The sequence below is a fragment of the Stappia taiwanensis genome (assembly GCF_014635285.1).
Taxonomy (GTDB): Bacteria; Pseudomonadota; Alphaproteobacteria; order Rhizobiales; family Stappiaceae; genus Stappia; species Stappia taiwanensis.
In genome coordinates this window covers 100,523-125,686 of record NZ_BMCR01000004.1, presented here as the reverse complement: position 1 = coordinate 125,686, position 25,164 = coordinate 100,523, and the positions used below count along the sequence as shown (strand labels likewise).

Here is a 25,164-nt window from a genome sequence, read left to right as displayed (position 1 = left end):
AGGAGGCGGGGGGCGCCAGGGGCAGCCGCAGTTATGGGGCTGGACCCTAGTGAATCACGTTTGGACTGAAAACCGGAGTATGCTACCGGCAGTGGCGAGGGCGAGCGAAAGGTAATCGGTCAAGCATGTTGAAACGGCTGACGATGTTCGGCACCAAAAGTGTGCGCGGCATTTCGATGACCGCGCTGGTCAGCACGGCCTTCGGCGCGCTGTTGACCGTGTCGATGCTGCTGGTGCTTGGTCTTGCCGTCACCGCGAATATCCGCAACACCTTTTCGCTCTTGAACGACAAGGCGGTGTTGACCACCAATGCCTTGGCGCAGCAGGTCAGCGACCATCTCGATCTTGCCGCCGGCGCGGTGCTGGAACTGAAGAACCTTTTCGACAACCGTGAGATCGGTCTGGATCAATTCGAGGAGTTGAAACCGTCCCTGCTCGCCGCAGTCTACTCCAACATGGTGATCGACGTGCTTGTGATCACCGATGTCAGCGGCGAGGAATTCGGCATCTATCGCGGCGAGACCGGCCGGCTCTGGCCGTTTCAGCGGCAACAGGTGCCGGAAATTTCCGAGCGCTACGTCCTGCCGAAGGTCACAGCCCGATCCGGCGCGACCTGGGGGCCGCTGGTGCAGGCGAGCGGTGAACTCTATGCCAATGTCACCGTGCCACTGGTGAACGAGGGCAAGCTTTCCGGGTATTTGACGGCAGCGGTGTCGACGGAGGAGATCGGCAACGCGGTGCGCCAGCTCGACGGCGGCGACGATGCCACGGTGTTCATCCTGGCCAATGGCGATGAGGTGATCGCCTATTCCGACCTGGCGCTGGTGCGGGCCCTGACCGGCAAGTCGATCGCACTTCCGGCCACCATCTCCGAGTTGGGCGATTCGGTCTTGAGCGGCCTGGCGACCGGCGAGTTGATGGAGACCTTCGAAAAGGCCAGCGCCCTGGGGGTCGACGTGCGCGACATCGAATCCCATGACGACGGCCCCGACCACCTGTCGATGACCAAGCGGCTGGAGGGCTATGGCCCGGATGTGTGGATCGTCGGGCAGTATTACGAGGCCTCGACCATCTCGCGCGAGATCCGGCGCCTGTTCGGGTCGGCGACCGTCGGGCTTCTCTCGATTGTCGTTGCGCTGGTTCTGGCGGTGCTGTTGCTGCGCCGCGCCGCGCGCCCGCTGGCGGAGATTGCCAAGCGCGCGCAATACATCGGGGCGTTGGAATTCGACCGGGTCAAGCCGTTGCCGCAAAGCCGCATTCGCGAGCTGAATCAGGTGTATCAGGCCTTCAACGCCATGGTGGTCGGCTTGCGGGCAATGAACACCTATGTGCCCCGGTCGCTGTTTCGCAAGCTGATGCGCCTTGGCATGGATCAGGCGATGGTGGCGCGGGAGATGGAGATCACCCTCGTGTTCACCGATATTGTCGGCTTCACGTCCCTGTCGGAGAACCTGACGGCCGTGGAGACCGCCGAGGCGCTGAACCAGCATTTCGCCCTGCTGGTGGCGGCGGTGGAGCGGGAAGGGGGAACCGTCGACAAGTTCATTGGCGACGGAATGCTCGCCTTCTGGGGCGCGCCGGATGCGCGGCCCGACCATGCCCGTGCGGCGGTGCGGGCGTGTGTCGGCATGGCCGCCGCGCTTCGGGCCGACAACCGGGCCTGCGCTGAGCGGGGCGAGCCGCCGATGCGGCTGCGGATCGGCATTCACAGCGGCAAGGTGGTGGTCGGCAATGTGGGCGCGCTCGATCGCTGGAACTACACGGTGGTCGGCGACGCGGTGAACCTGTGCGAGCGGCTGCAGTCGCTGGGCCGGGACGTCAGCCCCGACGATGAGGTGGTGATTCTCGCCAGCGAGGACACCATACGCCGGGCAGGTGGGGGCATTGCCTCTTCGCCTGCGGGCACCCATCGCCTGCGCGGGCGCAGCGGTGCGGTGACGGTCTGGCGGGTCGATGACAGGGCCTCGCCGCTCATTGGCGACCTGCCCGCGGCCTCGTCGGTCGGCGCGGCGGAATAGGGTCCGGGCCCAGGTGTTGTTCCCTATCTGGCTGCAGGTCTTCCGGATCCAGCCAGTTTTTTCCCGGTGCCGTGCAGGTTTTTGACACCTTGTTGAAAGACCGTACTTGGCAAGGGCGCTGTCAACTGCAAGACATGGAAGTGTGATCTGCCCTGCGCACTGTCTGGACGGGCATGGGGCCTTTCGATTGGTGCGGCGACACCTATAATGGCCGGAAAAATTCGCCGGGGAGGGTGGTTTACGTGGATGTGCTGACAGTCGACGGCTTGAGCGTCGACTTCGTGACAAGTGAGGGGCGTACGCGCGCGGTCGACACTGTGTCGTTCTCCGTTCCCGAGAACAGGACGGTGGCGCTGGTCGGCGAATCCGGTTCGGGCAAGACGGTGATCTCCCAGGCGATCATGGGATTGCTGCCGCAAAAGGCGGAAATCACTGGCGGTCGGATGCTGTTCAACGACATGGCCGGCGGCACCGCGGTCGACATCGCCGCGCTGAACCGCAAGGGAGAGGAGATGCGGGCCATTCGCGGCAACCGCATCGCCATCATCTTCCAGGAGCCGATGACCTCCCTGTCGCCGCTGCACACCATCGGTGACCAGATCGGCGAGGCAGCCGAGTTGCATCGTAGCGTCAACGCCGCCGAGGCGCGCGAGTTGACCCGGGAAATGCTGCGGCTGGTTCGTTTTCCGGATCCCGCCCGGGCGCTGAATTCCTATCCGTTCGAACTGTCCGGTGGGTTGCGCCAGCGGGCGATGATCGCCATGGCGATGATCTGTCATCCGGCGCTTCTGATCGCCGATGAGCCGACAACCGCGCTCGATGTCACGATCCAGGCGGAAATCCTCAAGCTGATCAAGGACGTGCAGAGCGAACTCAGCATGTCCGTGCTGCTGATCACCCATGATTTCGGTGTCGTCGCCAACATGGCGGATGAGGTGGTGGTGATCTACCACGGCCAGATCATGGAAAAGGGCCCGGCCGATGCCCTGTTTGCCAATCCGCAACACGCCTATCTGAAGGCGCTGCTCAATGCGGTGCCACGCATCGGCATGGAGCCGGGGGAGCGGCTGGTGCCGATCCGTCCGATCGAGCCCCATGCGGAAGGGTTTCTGGCGGGGGGGCGGTCGAACGGAGTGGCCAAGGGGGCGCCGCTCGTGCGCCTCGAACATGTCAGCAAGACCTTTCTGACCCGCAAGGGTGGCTTGTTGGGCTCGCGGGCGCATGAGCTTCTGGCCCTGGACGACATCAACCTGACGGTGCGGCGAGGCGAATGCTTGGGGCTTGTTGGCGAATCCGGGTCGGGCAAGACCACCACCGCCAAGGCGATCCTGCGGGCGATCGACATCGACGGTGGCAAGATCCACTACGACACCGGCGCCGGGCCGATGGATGTGGCCGGGCTGCGCGGGCCGGCGCTACTCGACTATCGCAAGCGGGTGCAACTGATCTTCCAGGATCCGTTCTCCTCGCTGAACCCGCGCATGACGGTCAACGACATCCTGCTGGAGCCGTTGATCATCCACGAGGTGGGAACGCCGGCGGAGCGGGCTGAACGGGTGCGCGAGCTGATGCGGCTGGTCGGCCTCGATCCGCGTTTCCTGCGCCGCTATCCGCATTCCTTCTCCGGCGGCCAGCGTCAGCGCATCGGCATTGCAAGGGCGCTGGCGCTCAATCCGGAGTTCATCCTGTGCGATGAGCCGACCTCGGCGCTCGATGTGTCGGTTCAGGCGCAAATCCTGAACCTTCTCAAGGACCTGAAGTCGGAACTGGGCTTGACGTATCTGTTCGTCAGCCACAATCTGGCGGTGGTTGATTATATCGCCGACCGGGTTGCGGTGATGTGCCGGGGGCGCGTGGTGGAGATCGGGGAAACCCGGAGCGTGGTGCAGGAGCCGCTGCACCCCTACACCCGCGCGCTGCTGCGGTCGGTGCCCGAGCCGGATCTTGACGCGCCGCTCGACTTCGCCGCGCTCGATGAGCAGCGCGCATCCGAGCCGTCATTGTGGCCCGAACCGTTCCGCTTGACCGACGGCACTGTGCCGGTGCTCGTCGAGATGAGGCCCGGCCATTTCGTCTGCGCGCCTGGCGCATCCGCCACACGGCCCGAGCCGGCCAGGGAGGCTATTCTATGAGTTGCCGTTTTTCTCTTTCCGCCGGCGCCCTTGTCGGGGCCGCGCTTGCCTTTGGGGCAGGCTTCGGTCTGTCGCCGGCGTCGGCGCTCGATCTCAAGGAAACGCCCATGCTGGAGGCGCGGGTCGGAAAGGACCTGCCGCCGGTGGGCGAGCGCCTGCCAAGCGAGCCTCTGGTGGTCGATCTGGAGGCCAAGGGCCGGGTCACGGGCCGGCAGGGCGGCGATATCGACACGTTGATCGGTCGCTCCAAGGACGTGCGGCTCATCAATGTATGGGGCTATGCCCGCCTCGTTGGCTATGACGAGGAGCTCAATCTGGTGCCGGATATCCTCAAGGATTTCGAGGTGGAGGAGGGCCGCAGGTTCACGCTGCACCTGCGTGAGGGGCACAAGTGGTCGGACGGCGCGCCGTTCACCTCCGAGGACATCCGCTTCTGGTATGAGGATGTGGCGCTGAATGAAAGGTTGCAGCCCTCGGGTCTGCCGCCCTTCATGCTGGCGGGGGGCAAGCCGCCGAAGTTCGAGGTGCTTGACGAAACGACGGTGCGGTTTACCTGGGACACGCCCAATCCGCTGTTTCAGCCGGAACTGGCCAAGTCGCGCCCGCCGTTCATCTATCGCCCGGCGCATTACCTGAAGCAGTTTCACGCCAAATACGCCGATGAGGCGGAGATCAAGAAGCTGGCCGCCGCCCGCAAACTGCGCGGCTGGGCGCCGCTCTTCAACAAGCAAGACGACATGTACAACGCCCGCAATCCGGACCTGCCGACGCTGCAGCCCTGGGTGCGGTTCGAGGATGCCGGCGAACGGCGCTTCGTGCTGGAGCGCAACCCCTATTACCACCGGGTCGACACCGCCGGACAGCAGCTTCCCTATGCGGACCGGGTGGTGATGACCGTGGCCGACGGCAAGATCATCCCGGCCAAGACCCAGGCGGGCGAGGTCGATCTTCAGGCCCGCAACATCGGCTTTTCCGACATCACCATCCTCAAGCAGGGCGAGAAGACCGGCGGCTACAAGACCTTGCTCTGGCCGATCAGCAAGGGCTCGCAGATTTCCCTGCTGCCCAATCTGACGGTGAAGGATCCGGTGTGGCGGGAAACCTTGCGCGACACCCGATTCCGCCGCGCGCTGTCGCTCGGCATCGACCGGCAGATGATCAACCGGGTGCTCTATCTTGGCTTCGGCACGCCGGGCAACGACACGGTGCTGTCGCGCAGCCCGCTGTTCAAGCCGGAATACCGGGACGCCTATGCCGAGTTCGACCTTGAGGCGGCGAATGCGCTGCTGGACGAGATGGGGCTGACCGAGCGGCGCGGCGACGGCATCCGCCTTTTGCCCGATGGCCGGCCGCTGGAAATCATCGTCGAGGCCAGTGGCGAAAGCCAGGAACAGCTCGACGCGCTGGAACTGGTGGGCGAGACCTGGAAGGAGATCGGCGTCAAGCTGTTCGCCAAGCCCAGCCAGCGCGACACCATGCGCGAGCGGGCGTTGAGCGGTTTTCTCGTCATGTCGGTCTGGGCCGGGTTCGAGAATGGCATTCCGACCTCGGAGATGCCGCCGGAGGATTTCGTGCCGGTACGCGGGGATTTCCTCTCCTGGTCCCTGTGGGGCGATTACTACGAAACCGAGGGCAAGACCGGCGAGAAGCCGGACTGGGCGCCCGCCGCGCGGCTGGTCGAGCTCTACGACCGTTGGCTGGTCTCTTCATCGCCGCAGGAGCGAACTGCGATCTGGCATGAAATCCTGCAGATCCATGCCGATGAGACAATTCACATCGGCCTTGTCTCCGAGGTGCGCCAGCCGGTGGTCGTCAAGGGGCTCGGCAATGTGCCGAAGGAGGGAATCTACGGTTGGGATCCCGGTGCCCATTTCGGCATTCACCGCATGGATGAGTTCTTTGTGAAATAGGCCCGCTGGCGCGGCCTGCCTGCCGCGCTTCCGGCGCCCGCGATTTGACGACAACGACGATGCATCCGCCGGGATGGCGGTCCCGAAGGAAACAAGGACGGGTTGATGCTCTATTACATCCTGCGCCGGGTGGTGACGATGATCCCGACGCTCCTGGTGATCAGCTTCCTGACCTTCATCATCATCGAGCTTCCGGCCGGTGACTACATCTCCAACCAGATCGCCGCCCTGAAAGCGGCGGGCGAAAGCTCCTCCGTGGCCAAGCTGGAGTTCCTGCGGGCGGAATTCGCGCTCGACCGGCCGTTTCTGGAGCGCTACCTGATCTGGGTCGGGCTGTGGCCCGGCCCGCATGGGTTCGACGGTTTGCTTCAGGGCAACTGGGGCTGGTCGTTCGAGTATGAAAAACCGGTCGCGGAGGTGATTGGGCCGACGCTGCCGATGACGATCATCCTCAACATGGCGACCATCCTGTTCGTTTATGTCGTCTCCTTCCCGATCGGGATCTATTCCGCCACCCGGCAGTATTCCTGGGGCGACTACGGCTTCACCTTCATCGGCTATATCGGCCTGGCGACGCCCAACTTCCTGCTCGGGCTGATCATGCTCTATCTGGCCAACCGCTGGTTCGGACTGTCGATCGGCGGGCTGATGGACCCGCAATACATCGGCCAGCCGATGAGCGTCGACAAGATGCTGTCGATCCTGGCTCATCTCATCGTACCGACCATCGTCATCGGCACCGCCGGAACCGCCGCCATGATCCGGCGTCTGCGGGCCAACCTGCTCGATGAGCTGCACCGGCAATATGTGACCACCGCCCGGGCCAAAGGCATGCGTGAAGCCCGGCTCTTGCTGAAATACCCGCTGCGCATGGCGCTGAACCCGTTCATCGCCGACATCGGTAACCTGATACCGTCGCTGGTCTCCGGCTCGGTGATCGTCTCGGTGGTGCTCAACCTGCCGACGGTGGGGCCGGTGCTTTTGAACGCGCTGCAGTCGCAGGATCAGTTCCTGGCCGGCTTTATCCTCTTGTTCGTCGCCATTCTCACGCTGATCGGCATGCTGGTCTCGGATCTGCTGCTGGCGGTGCTCGATCCGCGCATTCGCCTTGGCGGGAGGGCCGTGTCGTGAGCGTGAAGGACGAGGCCGGCGCCCCGGTGGAGCATTACGTCAATCCCGAACCGTTCGACCCGGCCCGTGCCGAGACGCTGACGGCGGAGCAGGAGGCCTATTATCAGGCCTCCCAGTGGAAGATCATGTGGTGGAAGTTCCGCCGCCACAAGGTGGCGGTCTGGTCCGGCGTGATCCTGATGCTGTTCTATCTGTGCGTTCCCTTCGCCGAACTGATCGCCCCCTATACGGCGAATGAACGCTCCAACGATCACCTTTATGCCCCGCCGCAGCAGGTGCGGCTGTTTCATGAAGGGTCCTTCGTCGGCCCCTTCGTCTATGGCATGACCTCCAGCATCGACCTTGAAACCGTGAAATGGGTGTTCGAGGAAGACCGGACCGACGTGCAGCCGCTCCGGTTCTTCTGCAAGGGGCCGGATTACCGGTTCTGGGGGCTGGTCGAAGGCAGTTTCCATCTGGTCTGCCCGGCCAAGGGCGGCACGCTGTTTCTGCTCGGTACCGACCGGCTCGGGCGCGACGTGTTCTCCGGGCTGGTCTATGGCGCACGACTGTCGCTCACGGTCGGCTTGATTGGCGTGACCATCTCGATCGTGCTGGGGCTGTTCTTCGGCGGGCTGGCCGGTTTCTTCGGCGGGGTCATCGACAGCCTGATCCAGCGGCTGATCGAGATCTTGCGCTCCCTGCCGGAACTGCCCCTGTGGATGGCCCTGTCGGCAGCGCTGCCGGTGACCTGGTCGCCGGTGTGGATCTATCTCGGCATCACCGTCATTCTCGGTCTGCTCGACTGGCCGGGGCTCGCCCGGGCAGTGCGCTCCAAGCTTCTGGCCCTGCGCGAGGAGGAATATGCCAAGGCGGCGACGCTGATGGGCGCGCGGCCCTCGCGGGTGATCCGCAAGCATCTTCTGCCCGGCTTCACCAGCCACATCATTGCCTCGGCCACCTTGTCGATCCCGGCGATGATCCTTGGCGAGACCGCATTGTCCTACCTCAATCTCGGCCTGCGCCGGCCAGCGGTCTCCTGGGGGGTGCTGCTCAACGAGGCGCAGGATATCTCCGTGGTGGTGGTCTATCCCTGGCTGATGGCGCCGGTCATCCCCATCATTATCGTTGTTCTGGCGTTCAATTTCCTCGGCGACGGTTTGCGTGACGCCGCGGACCCTTATAAGTGACGGCAACCGCCTGTCGCCGCGCACCGGCGACCTGAGGATCAAGACGCCAACCGGAGAATGCAGATGGCCAAGAACGCGAACACCTCCGCCGGATGGGACGAGGAGTATCGGGCCGGGCGCTGGGCGTTCCTGCGCGATCTGCCTGAGAGCGGACGCTATGGCATCATCGGCATGTGGCTGGCGCTCAACGATGCGATGGGCAGCGTGCTGGACATCGGCTGCGGCGAGGGGCTGTTGTACGAGCGCCTGCAGCCCATGGGCATCAAGCGCTATGTCGGTGTCGACCTGGCCCCGGCGGCGCTGAACATCGCCGAGGTCGATCCGCAGATCGCCTCGTTGCGCGCCGGCGACATGCACACTTTCGCGCCCGCCGAGGGTGAGACCTTCTCCGCCATCGTCTTCAACGAGGTGCTGCATTTCGCTGAGGACCCGGCGGCAGTGGTCGCGCGCTTCGTGCCGTTCCTCGCGCCCGGCGGGGTCATCGCCATTTCGATGTATTCGCCCAAGCGGCTGGAGTCCGGCGCCAACCGGCTGATCGCCCGGCTGTGGGAGGCCACCGACGGCGACGACTGGCAGGTGCTCGACGACTACCGCCTGACCTCGGACAAGAAGAACGTCACCTGGCGCCTGCGGCTCTTGAAGCCGGCGGATTAACCGCCGGTTGTCCCGGCGGCGGTGTCAGAGCTGGCAGAGCGAGGGATCAGCTCGCCGACCCGGGCGAAACGGGCGCCCGGGTGCGCACCCAGAATCTCGAACACCCGGTCGAGGAAGTCGAACGAGGCATCGGTTTGCGCCAGATGGTGCGACAGGATGCCGATCGGCTCATCCGGGTTGGTGCGCCGGCGCGCCAGCTGAAAGTCGAACCGGAGCGCCGCGCTGCGCCAGCCGATGAAGCGCCGCTCCTTCTTCCACTTGATCATGTCGATGTGGGTCTGCACCTGGGCAAAGGCGTGGGGGTGGAACACGGTGAAGGTCGAGAGCGCCCGCACCCCCACCTCTGGCAGGCGCCGGGCGATCTGCGGGGCAATCCGGTTCCACGGCGGCACCAGAACCGGCTGATAGCGCTCTGCGAACAGGGCGAACAGGCGGGCCGCGCCCTCGCGTAATTCGGCAATTGCCTCGTCCGGATCCCTCCGGCTGCCAAGCTCGGCGGCCTTTTCCCCGCGTGCCTTGTTCTGGAAATTCTGGTGGCGATAGCCATGCAGCAGCACGCTGACGAACCGCTCACTGGCCAGCCGGTCGGCCAGCGCCGGCTGCACGTCCCGGGGAATGACCGCCAGCGCCACCTCGATGCCATGGCGGTTGGCGATGGCAAGCAGCCGGTCGAGCGCCGGGGTCGGCTCGATGGCGTCATCGTCGCGCCACCAGACCGGTACGCTGCGTCCACGTGCCGCGAACCAGTCGAGATGGCGGCGGAGGCCATCGCGGAACTGGAGGAAATCGGGATCGGTGGCGGTCATCGCGGCGTCATGGCCTCAAGATCTGCAAGGAGAAGGTCGGCGCTCGCCGCCGCGCCGCCGAACCGGACCTTGACCGGCCGGCGGGGTAGGGACAGCGCATCGTCGGCGGCGGCGGCCAGGCGCTCCGCCGTCAGGCCGGTTTCGCTGGTCACCACCGCGCGGCCATGGCGGGCGAGCGCTTCGGCGCGCTGCTGCTGCTCGGTTTCGCGGATCTGGGCGAAGGGCACGAACACCGCCGGAACCCCCGCATGGAGAATATCGAGCACCGTGTTGTAGCCGGCCTGGCTGACCGAGAGCCGCGCCCGGCCAAGCAGCGCGGGAAAGTCGCTTCTGGCCCGCTCGACAATGACGCCATGACCGGCGCGGGCGGTGAGCTCGGCGAACCGGTCCTCGGCAATGCCGTGCCCGGCCAGGAGCCGCCAGCGGCAATCGCCGGCCCGCCGCGACAGGGCGCGGGCGTCAAGGGCGGCGTCAAGCAGCGCCTCGCCGACGGCGCCACCGCCGCAGGAGACGATCACCTCGTCCGTGCCATCGGCATCTTCGGGATCGGTTAGCAACGACCTCGGAAGGGGAGCGGGCGCCGGCCGGGGGGCGGCCTCGACGAAGCCGGTGTAGCGCACCAACTCACTGATGCGGTCGGCGAAGGGGAAGCTGTCCTCCAGCCGGATGAAGTCCGGATCGGAATGCACCAGCACCCGGTCGTAGAAGGCGAGCGCCTGATCGGCCATCCACTCCTCCTTCCACAGCTCCTGCTTGCGCACGAGTATATCGCGGATCGAGGCGCCGATCAGCGGCGGGCGGGGGCGGGCACGGGCCGCCTCCAGCAGCGGCCCCATCTCGAAGGCGAAGGCGCGCCGGCCAAAGGGCCAGGTTTCGGTCAGGAGCAGGTCGAAGGGGCGGCCCGCGTCGCCGGCGGAAAAGGCCGCGAGCGTGGCATCGCGCCGCGCCGCCTTCCAGGCGTCATCGATCTCCCCCCCCTCCGGCGTCAGGAAACGGTTGAACCGGGCATCGGCCGTGCGCACCGGCGGCAGGGCAATGACGCGCAGACCGGCAAGGTCGAGCGTTGGCGGCGGCGTGTTGCCGGTGGCCAAGGTGACCCGGACGCCCCGCGCGGCGAGCGCCCGGCCGATGGCGGCGGCACGCACCACATGGCCGGTGCCAAGCAGGTGCTGCACATGGATGAATGCGGAAAAGCTCATGACCGGGGAGCGGTAGCGCGGCCCGCCCGGTTGTGCAAGGCCGCCTCGATCAGCGCATCGAGCCGGGCTGTGCCGCTGGCAAGGCCATGATGGGCGGTGACATGGGCCCGGCCGGCGGCGCCAAACCGGGCGATCTGGTCCGGGGCGGTAAGCAGCGTCTCCAGATTGGCGGCAAAGGCGGTGCTGTCGCCCTCCGGTGAGAGCAACCCGCTTTGGCCATCGGGGACCACGTCGGGAACGCCGAAGGCATCGCCGCCGATCACCGCCAGCCCGGCGGCCTGCGCTTCCAGAAAGACAAAGCCGAAGGCTTCGCGGATCGCCGGCCAGACCAGAACGTCGTGACCGGCGTAGAGCGCGGGCATCTCCGTTTCCGGCTGAAGCCCGATGAAGTTGCAGCGGGTCTTGGGGAACAGCGCTTCGATGGCGGCGCGGCGTGGCCCGTCGCCGGCGATCGTCAGTGTCCAGGGCAGGTGTGTGAGCCGGGCGAGGGCCTCGGCGAGCAGGCGATAGGACTGTTCCTTCGCGCCCTCGCGCATCATGCCGACGGCAAGAAGACGCGGCGGCGTGTCGGGCGCGCGCTCGCTCCGGGGATGAGAGGAGAAGGCAGACGTGTCGAGGAACGGCGGCAGGATCGTCAGCCGCTCTTCGGGCAGAACCTCGGCAAGGCAGGCGTGATCGGCCCGGTGCAGTGCGGCCACCATGTCGGCCCGGGCAAGGGCGGCGTCGGCGGCGGCGAAACCATGGGCCCAATCGCCGGTCCGGCGCTTCGGTGCCCGGCTTGCCTCGATCACCACGTAAGGAATGCCGAAGCGCTCCGCGAGCGCCGGGCCGATCCAGTCCGGCGCCTTGTGGTAAAGGTGATAGGTGAGGAACAGGTCCGGCCGATACCCCTCGCGCGTCCACTCATCGCCGATCCGCGCCGCTTCGGCCAGTGCCAGGCGCTCCACCTCCTTTTGTGCGGCAACGCCGCCCTCCGGCCGCCAGGCGCGAAACCGGCTGGCCGTGCGGACTTCATGTCCGCCGGCGGTGAGCGCGGCGACGATCTGCCGTCCGGTGGTCCGGTCGCCGGAAGGCTGCGGATCGTCCAGCGGTTTCATCGGCGCGGTGAAGGCGATGCGCACGGCGCGGGGCTCCTGCTACTGGGCGGCAACCGGTTCGGCGAGCAGCGGACGGAACCGCTCGGCCAGCCGGTCGAGCCCCGGTGCGCTGGAAAAACGGGCGCGCACGTCGTCCGCCGCCGCTCGGCCGAGCCGGTCGCGTTGCGCCGGATCGCGCATCAGCCGCTGAAGCGCCGCACCCAGGGCGGCCGGATCGCCCGGCGGAACCAGAACCCCGGTCTCGCCGTCGCGGATCAGTTCCGGAATGGCCGAGACCTGCGTGGCGAGGCAGCACAGCCCCATGGCCTGCGCCTCCATCAGCACATTGGGGAGCCCGTCCCGGTCTCCCGATTTCGCCACCTTTGAGGCCAGCACGAACAGATCGGCCCGCTGCGCTGCCGCGATCACATCCTCGCGGGGGCGGGCGCCATGCCAGGTGATGCGGGACGACAGCCCGAGCCGGTCCGCCTCAGCCGCCAGCGCGGCGGCCAACTCGCCGCCGCCGATATGGTCGAAGTGCCAGTCGAGCCCGTCGGGCAGGGCGGCCAGCGCCGCCAGCAGGTCGTCATAGCCCTTCTTTTCCACCGCCCGGCCAACGGAGAGGATCCGCACCGGGCCACCGGCACCGCCATCGGCGCTGGCCGGTGTGGGGGAGGGAGCGGGGAAGGGCGAGAAGTCGAGCCCGTGGTAGAGCAGTTCGACCTTGCCCGGCGTTGCCGACAGGGCGTTGAGGTGATCGGCGTTGACCTTGGTGCAGGTCACGCCCCAGGCGGCATCGTCGAGCTTGGTGCGCAGGTCCCATTCCGGGCTGGTCCAGATGTCCTTGGCGTGGGCGGAAAACGACCAGCGCCGGCCCGACAAATGAGCGGCATAGCGCGCCACCGAACAGGGGGTGTGCAGGTAGTGGGTGTGGATCCAGGCAATGTCGTCGGGCAACTCATGGGCGAGAACGCAGGCCTGGCCCCAGCGCCGCTGCCGGCCGGCGTTGCTTTCGCGGGCATAATCCGCCTCGAACAGGGCGCGCGCGGTCGCATAGGTCGGCTGGGCCTTGGCCCATTTGCGCGCCCGCGCCACCCGCGCCGGATCGTCCTTCAGGTACTCGGGCAGATAAAGCACATCGGCGGAGATCTGCCGGTGCACCTCGTGGATGAACGGGTCATAGGGCTTGCGCAGGGCAACGATCAGCGCACGGATGCCGCGCTGCTCAAGACCGAGGATTTCCTGCGCGATGAAGGTTTCCGACAGGCGCGGATACCCCTTCATGATGATGGCCAGACGAGACATGGGAGCAAGGATCTCCGATAAGGCCCGCGCTGCGGGCAGGTCACGTAGGAATGGGGACTGTCTGCCGGGGCTGACGGCAAGGGTAAGAGCATAGCCCGGGCGCGATCAGGCCCAACGACACGGTTCCGGGCGGACAGTTGTTAGACCGTGCTGGTCAGGCGCGCTGGCGGCGTCTCGTCCAGATCGGCCCTGCCCGCAAGGATGTCCGCCACCCGGTTGCCGATCACTTCCAGTCCGCCCAAAAGGTTGTTGACGCCGGCGGCGGAGGGCGGGGCCATGCGCGGCAACTGGACCAGCGCGTCGATCATCTTGTCCACATCCGGATACTCATCGATGGGCAGTACCTTGAGCAGGCCGATGGTCTCCGCGCGCATCGCCCGGATCGACTGCTCGCGCCGGGGAATCACCCGTGGCACCATCAAGGTCGGCTTGTCGAAGGACAGGATCTCGCAAAAGGTGTTGTAGCCGCCCATGCCGACGATCGCCCGCGCGCCGGCCATATAGGGCTCGATGGTCGGCAGGAACCGCAGGATGTGCACGTCGCGCAGATGTTCCGCCCGCTCCAGGAAGTCGGTGGCGGCGGAGGCCGGCATGAACGGTCCGAGCACGATCAGCGCGGGGAAAAGCGGCTGGCTGCGGGCCTCATAGGCGCGCATCACCCAGTCGACCATCTCCACACCGTCGCCGCCACCGCCTGGCGTGACGAGAATATAGGGCTCGTCGTCAAAGGGCAGGGGCTCGGTGATGCGCGCGTCATTGGGCACATGCCGGCGCAGGTAGCCGGTGTTGATCGCCTTGTCATGCACCTCTTGCGGCAGGCCCATGCCGGCAAGCGGGTTGTGCAGGTCCGGCGGACCGTAAACCCAGATTTCGTCGTAGAGATCCTTCAGGGCCGGATCGACATTCTTGCGCGTCCATTCCTCGCGCAGCACCTGCGGATCGTCCATCACGTCGCGCAGGCCGAGAATCAGCCGCGTGTTGCCCCGCTTCTTGAGCATTTCAAGCGTGCCGAGAATCTCCCCGCGCAAGCCCAGCGGCTCCTTGTCGACGATCAGGATATCCGGATCGAACACCTGGGCGGTATGCTCGATGATCGAGGAGCGGATCGCCAGGATCTGCTCGATGTTGAGCGACAGCGACAGCGGCGTGTATTCACCGTTGCGCAGTTTGATGACGCCGGGGATGCGGACGAAATCCACCTGTGTACGAAACTCGAAACTGCCGATGATCGGTGATCCGGAGAGGATCAGGACCGACATGTCGGAGAATCTGCGCGCCAGCGCATGGGAGATCGCGCGGCATCGCCGCAGGTGCCCCAGGCCAAAGGAATCGTGGCTGTAGATCAGTATTTTCGGGGAGGATTTCGTCATGCACGCCCGTTTGAACAGCGTAACCGTTTTCGCCGCACGACCACGCGTCCCCTTATGTTTGTCTTTGTCTACCCCTCGCCGCACATAGACGCAAGGCTGGCCCGCAACCAACTGGTGGCAAGGTGGTGTGACGGTGCATTCTTGCAACGTCGATGGCCCATGCAGGCAAATGCCCAAATTCGGCTTCGTCAGAACTGGCGCATTGAAAACAGCGCGTTATGATACGCCGCCCGGTCCGCGCTGAGGAGCCGGGCTCTGCTGTTTCGCGCCCGGTAGGTCCATGGAAAAAAGTCTTTTCAGTTTTATCTGGCGGTACAGTGCACGCCAGCAGATGGTCATTCTGCTGATCACCGTTGCGGCCTATCCGATCAGCTATATCCTTCTGGAACTGCCGAAGCAGATCGTCAATGACGCTATCCAGGGCGAGGCGTTCCCGCGCGAATTCTACGGCTTCGAATTTGACCAGATCTCGTATCTGGTGCTGTTGTGCATGAGTTTTCTGGGGCTTGTGGTCGTTTCCAATGGCATCAAGCTGATTCTCAACATCTACAAGGGGCGCTTGGGCGAACGCATGTTGCGCCGTTTGCGCTTCGAGCTGTTCCAGCGGGTGCTGCGCTTCCGCCTGCCGCATTTCAAGAAGGTCAGTTCCGGCGAGATCATTCCGATGATCACCTCCGAGGTGGAGGATGTCGGCGGCTTCATCGGTGAGGCGGTGGCCCTGCCGGCCTACCAGGGCGGCATGCTGGTCGTGCAGATCGGCTTCATCTTCATGCAGGATCCGCTTCTGGGCCTTGCGGCGATCTCGTCCTATCCGATGCAGGCCTATATCATCCCCAAGCTTCAGCGCCGGGTGGTGCTGCTGTCGCGCCAGCGGGTGCGCAACGTGCGGGTGATCGCCGACAAGATCGGCGAGAGCATCGGCGGCGTTTCCGAAATCCACGCCAACGATGCCTCGGCCTGGCATTCGGCGGATCTGTCCGATCGCTTCTATGCCAACTACAAGATCCGCTACAAGATCTTCAACTGGAAGTATTTCATAAAGTTCCTCAATAACTTCATGAACCAGTTGACGCCGTTCCTGTTCTACATGATCGGCGGTTGGCTGGTGATCGAAGGTGAATTGTCGATCGGTGCGTTGCTGGCCGTGATCGCCGCTTACAAGGATCTGGCCGGGCCCTGGAAGGAATTGCTTGCCTATTACCAGATGGTGGCCGATGTCGACGTCAAATATCAGACCGTCGTCGAGAACTTCGATCCGCCGGACATCTATCCGGCAAGCCGTCTGACGCTGGACGAGGACGTCACGCTGGCGGGCGATCTGACCATGAAGAAGGTCAGCTTTTCCGGAGGCGCGGCCGGTCAGGAGGTGTTCGAGGTCTCGTTCAAGGTGGAGGAGGGCTCCCATGTGGCCGTTGTCGGCCCGGATGGCTCCGGTCGGGCGGAGGTCATGCAACTGGCCGCCGGTCTTCTGGGGGCGGGCAGCGGGCGGGTGACAATCGGCGAGACCAATCTCGATACCTTGTCGGAATCGGTGCTGGGGCGGCAGATCGCCTATGTGGGCGCCGCCGTGCATGTGTGGACCGGCACGGTGCGTGACAACGTGTTCTATGGTTTGCGCCACCGGCCCTTGCGACCGCCCGAGCGGGGGGCGGAAGCTGAGGCGCATAACACCCGGCGCCTGAACGAGGCGCATCTCACCGCCAATCCCGACTACGATATCGAGGCCGGATGGGAGGATCTGGAGGCGGTGGGCTGTGCCGATCTCGCCGAGCTCGATGTGCGCGCGCTGGCGCTGATCGAAAAGGTTGGGCTCGCCTCGGATGTGTTCCGCATGGGGCTGCAGTCGCCGCTCGACGCGCAGCGCTACCCCGAGTTCGCCGAGCGGATCCTGGCCGTGCGCCGGGCGCTTGCCGATCGGGTCACCGAGGATGCCCATCTGTCGCAACTGGTTGAGCTGTGGCGGATCGACAGCTTCAACAACAGCGCCAGCATCGCGGAAAACCTCCTGTTCGCGGTTCCGGCGGATCCGTCCATGGCGATCGACAGTCTGGTCGATGACGAGGACGTCTACGCCACGCTCAAGGAGAGCGGCCTGGAAACCAGCCTGACCGACATCGGTGCACGGATCGCCGAAACCATGGTCGAGCTGTTCGCCAACATCAGCGACGGGTCGGGCCTCTTGGGCGATTACTCCTTCATCACCCAGGACGAGTTGCCGGAATTCGAGCGGATTTCGCGCCTCGTCAAATCGGGCAGCGGCGCCGCCGCGCTGCAGACTGCCGACCGCAAGCGGTTGATCGGACTGGCGTTCAAACTGATCCCCGCCCGTCATCGTCTCGGTGTTCTCGATGATGAGACCCGGTCGCGGATTGTTTCGGCCCGTGCCGCCTTCCACAAGCGGCTGGCCGGCGACACCAGGCGTTTCGTCACCTTCGACAGCGACTGTTTCATCGCGCCGATGTCGATCGAGGACAATTTGCTGTTCGGCCGGCCCCGGGTCGACCGACGCGATGCGCGCGAGCGGATCGACAAAGTGATCCGCTCTCTTGTCGACGAGATGGATCTGCGCCAGCCGATTACCCGGGCCGGCCTCGATTTCCACGTCGGCGTGTCCGGCTCGCGTCTCTCCGCCGGGCAGCGTCGCCGGGTCGCCCTGGTGCGCGCCTTGATGAAGAACGCGGCGGTGACCATCATCGACGAGACGGCGGCGAGCATGAGTGAGGACGACAAGGCGCTCAGGGCGATCATCCGCGAGGAACTGACGGGCCGGACCTTGTTGTTCGGTGCGACGAACTTGAGTGTGGCGGCGGAGTTCGGCGGGAGTATTGTCATGGATCAGGGGCGGGCGAATCCGCAAGGCGACGGCAACCGTCTGATGGCTGCCGGATCCGCTGGCAACTGAACGGGAGCTCTGGCGTGGGAAACGGCATGGCAGGAACGGCAGGTGACGGGATGACGCACACTGAGGGGGACCGGCGGACAAGCGGTGCCTTGTGTCGGGCGGCGCTGCCGGGCCAAGTGAAGCGAGATCTGGCGTATATGGCGCGGAGCCGCCGAAAGGAGGAAGCGTGACCCTGGATGCGGAAGTCGACGCGCTGCGGCGCGTGCCCTTGTTTCGCGGAATCGATGCGACCAAGCTGCGGCTGCTTGCCTTCATCAGCGAGCGGACCCGCTTTGCCGATGGCGAACGGCTGTGCAGTCAGGGTGAGGAGGGGGACTCGGCCTTCATCATTCTCGATGGGGCCGCGGATATCCGTGTGAACACACCCGATGGCGAAAAAACGGTGGCCCAGCTTGGGCAGTATTCCATTGTCGGCGAGATCGCGATCCTGTGCGATGTGCCGCGCACGGCGACGGTGGTCGCGGCGGGAGAGATGGATGTGCTGACCGTTTCGAAGGACGATTTCCTGCGCTTGTTGAAGGAATTTCCCGACATGTCCCTTGAGGTCATGCGGACGCTTGCCCAACGGCTGGAGCGGACGACGCAGGACCTGGTGGCACTAAAATCTTCCGCAGAGAAGTCCTGATGTGGCATGAGATCCGGATGCGATACGAGATAAGGTGTTTGAGGTCTTGACCTTCTCCCTGAAGTTGTGGGGTGTGCGCGGTTCGACGCCGACACCCGGAGCCGATGCGCTGCGCTATGGTGGCGAAACCACTTGTTTCGAACTGCGCGCGGGCAATGAGATCACGCTGATCGACTGCGGCTCGGGCGCGCGCAATCTTGGCGTCGCGCTGCACGCCGGCTCGCTGAGAACCTTCGATCTGTTCTTTACCCATACCCATCTGGATCACATCTGCGGGCTGCCGTTCTTCACGCCAGCCTATGATGACCGGTTCGAGATCACCGCCTGGGCGGGGCACTTCGCCGACCGCTCCGGTTTGATGGACATCATCTGCCGGATCATGTCGCCGCCGATCTTTCCCGTCGCGGCAAACAAGCTGCGGGCCGTGACCTTTCGCAATTTTCGCGCCGGCGAAACCCTGGAGCGTCCGGGGGGGCTGACCGTTCGCACCGTCGCGCTGAACCATCCGGGCGGGGCGACCGGCTACCGCATGGAGTATCAGGGCCGCTCGATCTGCATCATTACCGACCACGAACACGGCAATCCGGAGATCGATCGGGCAGTGCGCGAGTTCGTCGAAGGCGCGGATGTGATGATCTACGACGCCATGTTCACGGACGAGGAATACCCGCGTTTCGTCGGCTGGGGCCATTCCACCTGGCAAAAAGGGGTGGAGCTGGCACTGGCGGCCAATGTGCGCACGCCGGTTCTGTTTCATCACGATCCGCGCCGCGACGACGATGCGCTCGACCGGATTGGCGAGGCCGCGCGCGCCCGCCATCCCGGCGTCTTGGTCGGTACGGAAGGGATGGTGCTGACACCCTAGCGCCGCGTCGGGACGTGTTTGGCTGCCCGCTCCTTCCGGGGCATCCCCAAGGCGTCATGAGCAAGCCGTGACTTGCCGGTGAGCCGGTCTTGACCGTAAAACGACAGTCGGGGGCACCCGCCCGCCGGGCGTCTGTCCGGCGCGGCACAGCCAAGGAGATGTGCGGGTGGCGGGACGAGCTTCGGCGATACGCGCGGGCCTGGCCTATATCCTGAGGGGCGGTCCGACCGACGAGGGCATTCCCGCCCGGGTGCGGGCGGAGATCGACGCCCGTGAGGCGCGGGCGGAGCGGCTGATCGGCTGGGTGCAGCTGGCGATGGTGCTGTTCTTCGCCGCGCTCTATTCGCTGGCGCCGCGGGCGGAAGGGGCCGGGGGCTTCAACTTCGTTCCCATCGCGCTGGTTGCGTATTTCCTCTTCACCTTGCTGCGCCTGTCGCTGTCCTATCGGATCCAGTTGCCGAACTGGTATCTGCTGGTGTCGATTGGCGTCGACATCGCCTTGCTCTGCGGGCTGATCTTCTCCTTCCACATCCAGTACGGCCAGCATCCGACCTTCTATCTGAAGGCGCCGACGGTGATGTATCTATTCATCTTCATCGCGCTGCGCGCGCTGCGCTTCGATCCGCGCTTCGTGCTGACGACCGGGCTGGCGGGCCTGATCGGCTGGGGCGCGCTCGTCGCCTATGCGCTCCTCTCCGACATGGGGGCGATGCGGATCACCCGCAATTATGTCGAATATCTCACCTCCAATGCCATTCTGCTGGGCGCCGAACTCGACAAGGCGATGATCATACTCGGTGTGACCGGCCTGCTGTCGGTGGCGCTCTACCGGGGGCGGCAGATCCTGTTCGATTCGGTGCGCGACCACGCCGCCGCCGAGGATCTGAAGCGGTTCTTCGCCCCCGAGGTCGCCCGCTCGATCACCGATGCGGATGTGGCGCTGTCCGCTGGTCAGGGCGAGGTACGGGAGGTTGCCGTTCTGATGGTCGACATTCGCGGTTTCACCGGGGTCGCCGCCAGCCTGGCGCCGCAAACGGTGATGCGGGTGCTCGCCCATTATCAGGAGGAGGTGCTGCACGTGATCGACGCCCATGGCGGGCAGGTCGACAAATTTCTGGGTGACGGCATTCTGGCGACCTTCGGCGCGGTGGCGCCAAGCGACCGGGCGGCGGCCGACGGCGTGCGCGCTGCCCGCGCCCTGGTCCCGGTGTTTAAGCGGCTCGGCCCGGAGTTGAAGGAGTTTGGCTGGCCGGAGACCATGCGGTTTGGCGCCGCGCTGGCGTTCGGCGCCGTGACCGTCGGTGTGGTCGGCGCGGATGACCGGCTGGAATTCACCGTGATCGGCGATCCGGTCAATCGGGCGGCGAAGCTGGAAGATGCCAACAAAAAGCAGCACAGCACGGCCCTGACGGATCGGAAAACCTTCGCTGCGGCGCTGCGTCAGGGCTACGAAGGCCCGCCGGCCGAGGAGCGGCCGGGTGTCGAGATTACCGGGGTGGCCAGACCCATCGATCTGGTGGTTCTGGCGTGACCGGCGCTTGACCATCCAGCGCCATCCTGTCACCTGTCTGGGGTGTGGAGCGCCGTGATCGCAGCGGACGCGGGAAATTTCGGGGAGAACACATGAAATTGGGAGAAGGGTACGCCGCCGTTGTCACGGGCGGAGCATCGGGGCTGGGCGCGGCGACCGCGCGGCGACTGGCTGCGGCCGGGGTCAAGGTCACCCTGTTCGACATGAATGTGACGCTGGGCGAAGCGGTGGCCGCGGAGATCGGCGGCGCCTTCGTGGCCGTTGATGTGACCAGTGACGACAGTGTCGCCAAAGGCTTTGCCGCGGCCCGGGAGAAGTTCGGCGTGGAACGGATCCTCGTCAATTGCGCCGGCATCGCACCGGTGGCCAAGACCACCTCGCGCGGCGCGCCGCATCCGATGGACATGTTCGAGAAGGTCATCGCCGTCAATCTGGTCGGTACCTTCCGCTGCATCGCGCATTCCTCGACGGCGATGACGGAGCTGGAGCCGGTGACCGCCGATGGCGAGCGCGGCGTGATCGTCTCCACCGCCTCGGTCGCCGCCTTCGACGGCCAGATCGGTCAGGTGGCCTATGCGGCCTCCAAGGGCGGCGTCGCTGCCGCGACCCTGCCGATTGCCCGTGATCTGTCGAAATCGGGCATCCGCGTGATGACCATCGCGCCGGGCCTGTTCGAAACGCCGATGCTGCTCGGTCTGCCGCAGGAGGTGCAGGATTCGCTCGGCCAGCAGGTGCCGTTCCCCTCGCGCCTTGGCAAGCCGGAGGAATATGCCGATCTGGTTGCCGCGATCTGCGAAAACCCGATGATGAACGGCGAAACCATCCGCCTCGACGGCGCCATCCGCATGGCGCCGCGCTGACGGCGCCTCTCGGAAGTCGAGACCTTTCAAGCTGTTGAGCCTTCCGCCCCGCCTGCGTGCCGGGCGGGAGGCTTTTTTCTTTTCACAACGGTCTGAATTCACTTGTCTGGTTTGAGGTTTGAAAGTACGGATTCCGATAGTTACTTATTTTTCCTGAAAGATCCGAAAGTGAATCAAAGTATCCGATCCTCGGCGCCGGAGGTTGGCGCTGTGGCGATTCCGCTTTCCCGTCTCCCGGTTCTGGATAGCTTGCGCGGGCTGGCAGCTTTGGGGATCCTCTGGCGCAATATCTTCGTGTTCGGCATGCCGGCCGTTGCTTTCGCGCTGCCGGAGGAATGGGGCCTTGAGACCGGCAGGAACATTGCCACCTGGTTGTTCGTCGTCATCTTCGTCGACGGAACCATGCGCGGACTGTTCTCGATGCTGTTTGGCGCCTCGGCGGTGCTGATCGCGGCGAAATATGCTGCCTCGATGGAGGGCATGCGCGGCGCGGATCTTTATTTCCGCCGGCTGCTCTGGCTGATCGCCTTCGGGTTGATCCATGGCTATCTGCTCTTGTGGCCGCATGACGTGCTTTATGTCTATGGCGTCTTGGGCCTGTTCCTCTTCGCCTTCCGCAATCTGTCCGGCGGCCGGCTCATGCTGATCGCCCTTCTGCTGTTTTCCATTTCGTCGGTGAAGGATGGAACCGGCTGGAGCCTGGCTGAATCCACGCTGAATGCGCTGGACAAGATGCGCGTTGCCGAGGTGGCGGACCTGCGTGCGCAGGACGAAGAGGCTCGCTCTGGTGGGGCGCCGGCCGAGGGCGGGGCGCCCGCCGCGCTCAGCGATGCGGAATTGGAGCGCGAGATGCTGGCCGAACTGGAACGTTATGCGCTGGTGGAGATCAGCGAGCGGCTGGCGCCTTATCCGGTGCTGCTGCGCACCACGGCGCTGCAGACCTATGAGGAGCAGACGACGCTGTTCTTTGCCGATCATATTCTCGATATCGGCGCGATGATGTTCTTCGGCATGGCCCTGCTGCGGCTCGGCGCCTTCGGTCCCGGCTGGCCGCTGCGATGGCATGTCGTCCTCGCGCTTGGCGGGCTGGGGCTAGGCACCCTGCTTGGGCTGATGATCCATGGCTCCGTGACGCTGGAGGGGTGGGAGAACTGGTCGCTCGGCGAGGCGGATGCCTATCTCTACAATCTGCGCCGCCTGTCCCTTTGTCTGGGACTGATCGGGCTGCTGACCGTGGCGGTCCGGCTCGACCTTGCCCGCTGGCTCACCGGGGCGCTGGCCGCCGTCGGCCGGATGGCGCTCACCACCTATGTGATGCAGACGGTGATCTGCATCATTCTGTTCTACGGCATGGGCTTTGCGCTATTCGGCAGCCTGGAGCATCATGAGTTGCTGCTGATCGGTTTCGCCATCAACGCGGCGCAGATCGTCTTCGCTCTTGTGTGGCTGCGCCGCTGGCGTCAGGGGCCCTTGGAATGGCTTCTGCGCCGCCTCGTCGAGGGACGCGCGCCCGTCGACGCCACCGGCTGACGTCTAACGGCAATTCTCGCGTGAGGAGGTGCCGATCAGCGGGCCCTGGCCCGCGCCGGTGATGATTGCCGAGGAGCCGCAGCGTTCCTGCCGGGTGGCGGGGCGCGGTTCTCCGGCAAGGCAGGCGTAATAGGCCTTGGCGTAGAGCGCCTGCCAGTCTTGCTCCCGGCTGTTCGACAGGGCATCGAGGGTGGCCAGTCCGCCGCCGAGCCGCGCGCCGCGTGCGGCACCGCGCGCCGACCAGTCGCCCGGACCGCGCCCGGCCAGCCCGCCGACCACCGCGCCATCCATCGCTGCCCCGGCCACATCCTCGCCGGAGACCGAGGCTCGGGCCTCCTGATTGGCGTAAGCCTCCGCCTCTGCGGCGCAGCGCTCGGCTTCTGGACCGGAATCGCCACGTGCCGGCAGCGCCGCCAGCAGCGCGAGCCCGAACGCGGAAAGAAGCGCGGTGGAAAAAAGACGGCCGGATTTCCGTCGCTGCATGATCAGTCTCCGTGTGTGCCTCGGCCTTCGAGTGAGCGCGCCCGCGCGCCGGTTTCGGCGGGGAAGGGCGGTCGCCGTCTGCTCGGGTGACGCAAGGAAAGCGATGCCCGATCCTGTGAACGGTCGGGTCAAACCTATTCGGTTTCCACTTTCCGCATGCTTAACTTGTCCGCGCAACCTGTCGGGGGCTTCACAGACGAAATATTTCAGGTCTAAACTAATTTGGCTGCCGACAGAGCGGCGCGCGACCGAAAAAAGCGGCGCGAACACAACACTGGATCAAACCAGGGACACAAGCCTTGCCCGCCTTCCGGCATGGGAAGCAGTCCTGAGGGGAGAATGACATGAAGCGGAAGATGACTGCGGCGCTCGCCGCCGTGGCTCTGGGAGTTTCGAGCCTTGCAGCCGAGGCGGAGAGCCTGAAAATCGGTTTCCTGGCAACCCTGTCCGGCCCGCCGGCGGTGCTCGGCATCCAGATGCGCGATGGTTTCCTGCTGGGCGTGAAGGAAGCCGGCGGCAAGCTCGGCGGCCTCGATACCGAGGTGCTGGTGGTCGACGATGAGCTGAAGCCCGACGGGGCGCTGACCAAGGTGCGCGGCCTGCTGGAGCGCGACAAGGTCGACATGATGGCCGGCGTCGTCTTCTCCAACGTGATGATGGCGGTCTACAAGCCGATCGTCCGCAGCGAGACCATCTTCGTGGGTGCCAACGCCGGACCCTCGCCGATCGCCGGCAAGGCCTGCTCGCCCTATTTCTTCACCACCTCCTACCAGAACGACCAGAACCACGAGGCGATGGGCAAGCACGCTGAGGACGCGGGCTACAAGCGCATGATCGTGATGGCGCCGAACTACCAGGCCGGCAAGGATTCCATCGCCGGCTTCAAGCGCCACTTCAAGGGTGAGATCGTCGACGAGATCTACACCAAGCTCGGCCAGCTCGATTTTTCCAGCGAATTGACCAAGATCGCCGCCGCCAAGCCGGATGCGGTGTTCGTGTTCATGCCCGGCGGCATGGGCGTCAATCTGGTCAAGCAATATGCCCAGGCCGGTCTCGCCGGCAACGTGCCGTTCCTCTCCGCCTTCACCGTGGACGAGACCACCCTGCCGGCGACCAAGGACACGGCGGTCGGCCTTCTGGCGGGCGCGCAATGGGCGCCGGATCTCGACAATGCGGCGAACAAGGCCTTCGTTGCCTCCTTCGAGGAAGAATACGGCTACGCTCCTTCGCTCTATGCGGCGCAAGGGTATGACGCGGCGCGGCTGATCGACGGCGCCTTGAAGAAGGCCGGTGGCAAGGAAGACAAGGCCGCGCTGATGGCCGCCCTGAAGGAAGCGCCCTTCGAGAGCGTGCGCGGTGACTTCTCGTTCAACACCAACCACTTCCCGATCCAGGACGTCTATGTGGTCAAGGCGGTGAAGCGGGAGGACGGCAAGTTCGTCACCCAGACCGTGGAAAAGGTGTTCGACGACAAGGTCGATGCTTATGTCGGCGAATGCCGCATGAACTGAGCCTGTGCGCTCCGCCGGTCCGGTCCGCCGGGCCGGCGTTTTTCCGGTTCCCTAACGCATTTCCGCGCAACCGACGAGGCTGAAGCC

19 protein-coding genes are annotated in these 25,164 nt (G+C 65.2%); 13 read left to right on the top strand and 6 right to left on the bottom strand.

The genetic code is table 11. The features are described from left to right. Positions 1-143 precede the first annotated feature (143 nt). From IEV83_RS11305 to IEV83_RS11280, 6 genes are all read left to right on the top strand, one after another. Positions 144-2,018: an adenylate/guanylate cyclase domain-containing protein gene (locus IEV83_RS11305; RefSeq protein ID WP_209003123.1), complete on the top strand. Its 1,875-nt coding sequence runs from the start codon at positions 144-146 to the stop codon at positions 2,016-2,018. 242 nt (positions 2,019-2,260) lie between these two features. Then, positions 2,261-4,150 (top strand): ABC transporter ATP-binding protein, encoded by a 1,890-nt coding sequence (locus IEV83_RS11300; RefSeq protein ID WP_181759140.1) that lies wholly within the window; start codon positions 2,261-2,263, stop codon positions 4,148-4,150. Next, positions 4,147-6,060, top strand: coding sequence for an ABC transporter substrate-binding protein (locus IEV83_RS11295; protein ID WP_181759141.1), 1,914 nt, complete (start codon positions 4,147-4,149; stop codon positions 6,058-6,060). The genes IEV83_RS11300 and IEV83_RS11295 overlap by 4 nt, the downstream gene beginning before the upstream one ends. Positions 6,061-6,165: 105 nt before the next feature. Further along, positions 6,166-7,191 (top strand): ABC transporter permease, encoded by a 1,026-nt coding sequence (locus IEV83_RS11290; RefSeq protein ID WP_181759142.1) that lies wholly within the window; start codon positions 6,166-6,168, stop codon positions 7,189-7,191. Continuing rightward, positions 7,188-8,360 carry an ABC transporter permease gene (locus IEV83_RS11285; RefSeq protein WP_209003121.1) on the top strand — a complete coding sequence of 391 codons (1,173 nt, stop codon included), beginning with the start codon at positions 7,188-7,190 and terminating at the stop codon, positions 8,358-8,360. The genes IEV83_RS11290 and IEV83_RS11285 overlap by 4 nt, the downstream gene beginning before the upstream one ends. Before the next feature lie 63 nt (positions 8,361-8,423). Continuing rightward, on the top strand, positions 8,424-9,014 hold the full coding sequence (locus tag IEV83_RS11280) for a class I SAM-dependent methyltransferase (protein ID WP_181759143.1): 591 nt from the start codon (positions 8,424-8,426) through the stop codon (positions 9,012-9,014). On the opposite strand, the gene IEV83_RS11275 is transcribed toward IEV83_RS11280, so the two are convergent. From IEV83_RS11275 to IEV83_RS11255, 5 genes are all read right to left on the bottom strand, one after another. Beyond that, the gene (locus tag IEV83_RS11275) at positions 9,011-9,820 is read right to left on the bottom strand and encodes a polysaccharide deacetylase family protein (protein ID WP_181759144.1); all 810 of its coding nucleotides are present in this window, start codon (positions 9,818-9,820) and stop codon (positions 9,011-9,013) included. The two genes, IEV83_RS11280 and IEV83_RS11275, sit on opposite strands and share 4 nt — an antisense overlap. Continuing rightward, on the bottom strand, positions 9,817-11,019 hold the full coding sequence (locus tag IEV83_RS11270) for a glycosyltransferase family protein (protein ID WP_181759145.1): 1,203 nt from the start codon (positions 11,017-11,019) through the stop codon (positions 9,817-9,819). The genes IEV83_RS11275 and IEV83_RS11270 overlap by 4 nt, the downstream gene beginning before the upstream one ends. After that, a complete protein-coding gene (locus IEV83_RS11265; protein WP_181759146.1) occupies positions 11,016-12,140 on the bottom strand; it encodes a glycosyltransferase family 4 protein in 1,125 nt (374 codons plus the stop codon). Before IEV83_RS11265 ends, IEV83_RS11270 begins: the two co-directional genes overlap by 4 nt. A 15-nt stretch (positions 12,141-12,155) precedes the next feature. Beyond that, the gene (locus IEV83_RS11260; protein ID WP_181759147.1) at positions 12,156-13,400 is read right to left on the bottom strand and encodes a glycosyltransferase family 4 protein; all 1,245 of its coding nucleotides are present in this window, start codon (positions 13,398-13,400) and stop codon (positions 12,156-12,158) included. A gap of 140 nt (positions 13,401-13,540) precedes the next feature. Continuing rightward, positions 13,541-14,770 carry a glycosyltransferase family protein gene (locus IEV83_RS11255; protein WP_181759148.1) on the bottom strand — a complete coding sequence of 410 codons (1,230 nt, stop codon included), beginning with the start codon at positions 14,768-14,770 and terminating at the stop codon, positions 13,541-13,543. A gap of 331 nt (positions 14,771-15,101) precedes the next feature. On the opposite strand from IEV83_RS11255, the gene IEV83_RS11250 reads away from it, so the two are divergent. From IEV83_RS11250 to IEV83_RS11225, 6 genes are all read left to right on the top strand, one after another. Then, positions 15,102-17,672: an ABC transporter ATP-binding protein/permease gene (locus IEV83_RS11250; protein ID WP_209003120.1), complete on the top strand. Its 2,571-nt coding sequence runs from the start codon at positions 15,102-15,104 to the stop codon at positions 17,670-17,672. A gap of 166 nt (positions 17,673-17,838) precedes the next feature. Then, positions 17,839-18,297 carry a cyclic nucleotide-binding domain-containing protein gene (locus IEV83_RS11245; RefSeq protein ID WP_181759150.1) on the top strand — a complete coding sequence of 153 codons (459 nt, stop codon included), beginning with the start codon at positions 17,839-17,841 and terminating at the stop codon, positions 18,295-18,297. 34 nt (positions 18,298-18,331) lie between these two features. Then, positions 18,332-19,162: an MBL fold metallo-hydrolase gene (locus IEV83_RS11240; RefSeq protein WP_209003119.1), complete on the top strand. Its 831-nt coding sequence runs from the start codon at positions 18,332-18,334 to the stop codon at positions 19,160-19,162. Between the two features lie 166 nt (positions 19,163-19,328). Further along, entirely contained in the window at positions 19,329-20,693 is a 1,365-nt protein-coding gene (locus tag IEV83_RS11235) for an adenylate/guanylate cyclase domain-containing protein (RefSeq protein ID WP_181759151.1), read from the top strand. Positions 20,694-20,785: 92 nt separating this feature from the next. Then, entirely contained in the window at positions 20,786-21,553 is a 768-nt protein-coding gene (locus IEV83_RS11230) for an SDR family NAD(P)-dependent oxidoreductase (RefSeq protein WP_181759152.1), read from the top strand. Between the two features lie 210 nt (positions 21,554-21,763). Further along, entirely contained in the window at positions 21,764-23,083 is a 1,320-nt protein-coding gene (locus IEV83_RS11225; RefSeq protein WP_181759153.1) for a DUF418 domain-containing protein, read from the top strand. 3 nt (positions 23,084-23,086) lie between these two features. Here IEV83_RS11225 and IEV83_RS11220 read toward each other — a convergent pair whose 3' ends face one another. Next, a complete protein-coding gene (locus IEV83_RS11220; protein ID WP_181759154.1) occupies positions 23,087-23,566 on the bottom strand; it encodes a hypothetical protein in 480 nt (159 codons plus the stop codon). Positions 23,567-23,910: 344 nt separating this feature from the next. On the opposite strand from IEV83_RS11220, the gene IEV83_RS11215 reads away from it, so the two are divergent. After that, a complete protein-coding gene (locus tag IEV83_RS11215; RefSeq protein WP_181759155.1) occupies positions 23,911-25,077 on the top strand; it encodes an ABC transporter substrate-binding protein in 1,167 nt (388 codons plus the stop codon). The last annotated feature ends 87 nt before the right edge of the window (positions 25,078-25,164 follow it).

Bases quoted from the DNA above. Each gene is read 5' to 3' on its own strand.
- IEV83_RS11305 (WP_209003123.1), top strand. From the start codon at position 144: ATGTTCGGCACCAAAAGTGTGCGCGGCATTTCGATGACCGCGCTGGTC.
- IEV83_RS11295 (WP_181759141.1), top strand. From the start codon at position 4,147: ATGAGTTGCCGTTTTTCTCTTTCCGCCGGCGCCCTTGTCGGGGCCGCG.
- IEV83_RS11290 (WP_181759142.1), top strand. From the start codon at position 6,166: ATGCTCTATTACATCCTGCGCCGGGTGGTGACGATGATCCCGACGCTC.
- IEV83_RS11280 (WP_181759143.1), top strand. From the start codon at position 8,424: ATGGCCAAGAACGCGAACACCTCCGCCGGATGGGACGAGGAGTATCGG.
- IEV83_RS11275 (WP_181759144.1), bottom strand. From the start codon at position 9,820: ATGACCGCCACCGATCCCGATTTCCTCCAGTTCCGCGATGGCCTCCGC.
- IEV83_RS11270 (WP_181759145.1), bottom strand. From the start codon at position 11,019: ATGAGCTTTTCCGCATTCATCCATGTGCAGCACCTGCTTGGCACCGGC.
- IEV83_RS11260 (WP_181759147.1), bottom strand. From the start codon at position 13,400: ATGTCTCGTCTGGCCATCATCATGAAGGGGTATCCGCGCCTGTCGGAA.
- IEV83_RS11255 (WP_181759148.1), bottom strand. From the start codon at position 14,770: ATGACGAAATCCTCCCCGAAAATACTGATCTACAGCCACGATTCCTTT.
- IEV83_RS11250 (WP_209003120.1), top strand. From the start codon at position 15,102: ATGGTCATTCTGCTGATCACCGTTGCGGCCTATCCGATCAGCTATATC.
- IEV83_RS11230 (WP_181759152.1), top strand. From the start codon at position 20,786: ATGAAATTGGGAGAAGGGTACGCCGCCGTTGTCACGGGCGGAGCATCG.
- IEV83_RS11220 (WP_181759154.1), bottom strand. From the start codon at position 23,566: ATGCAGCGACGGAAATCCGGCCGTCTTTTTTCCACCGCGCTTCTTTCC.
- IEV83_RS11215 (WP_181759155.1), top strand. From the start codon at position 23,911: ATGAAGCGGAAGATGACTGCGGCGCTCGCCGCCGTGGCTCTGGGAGTT.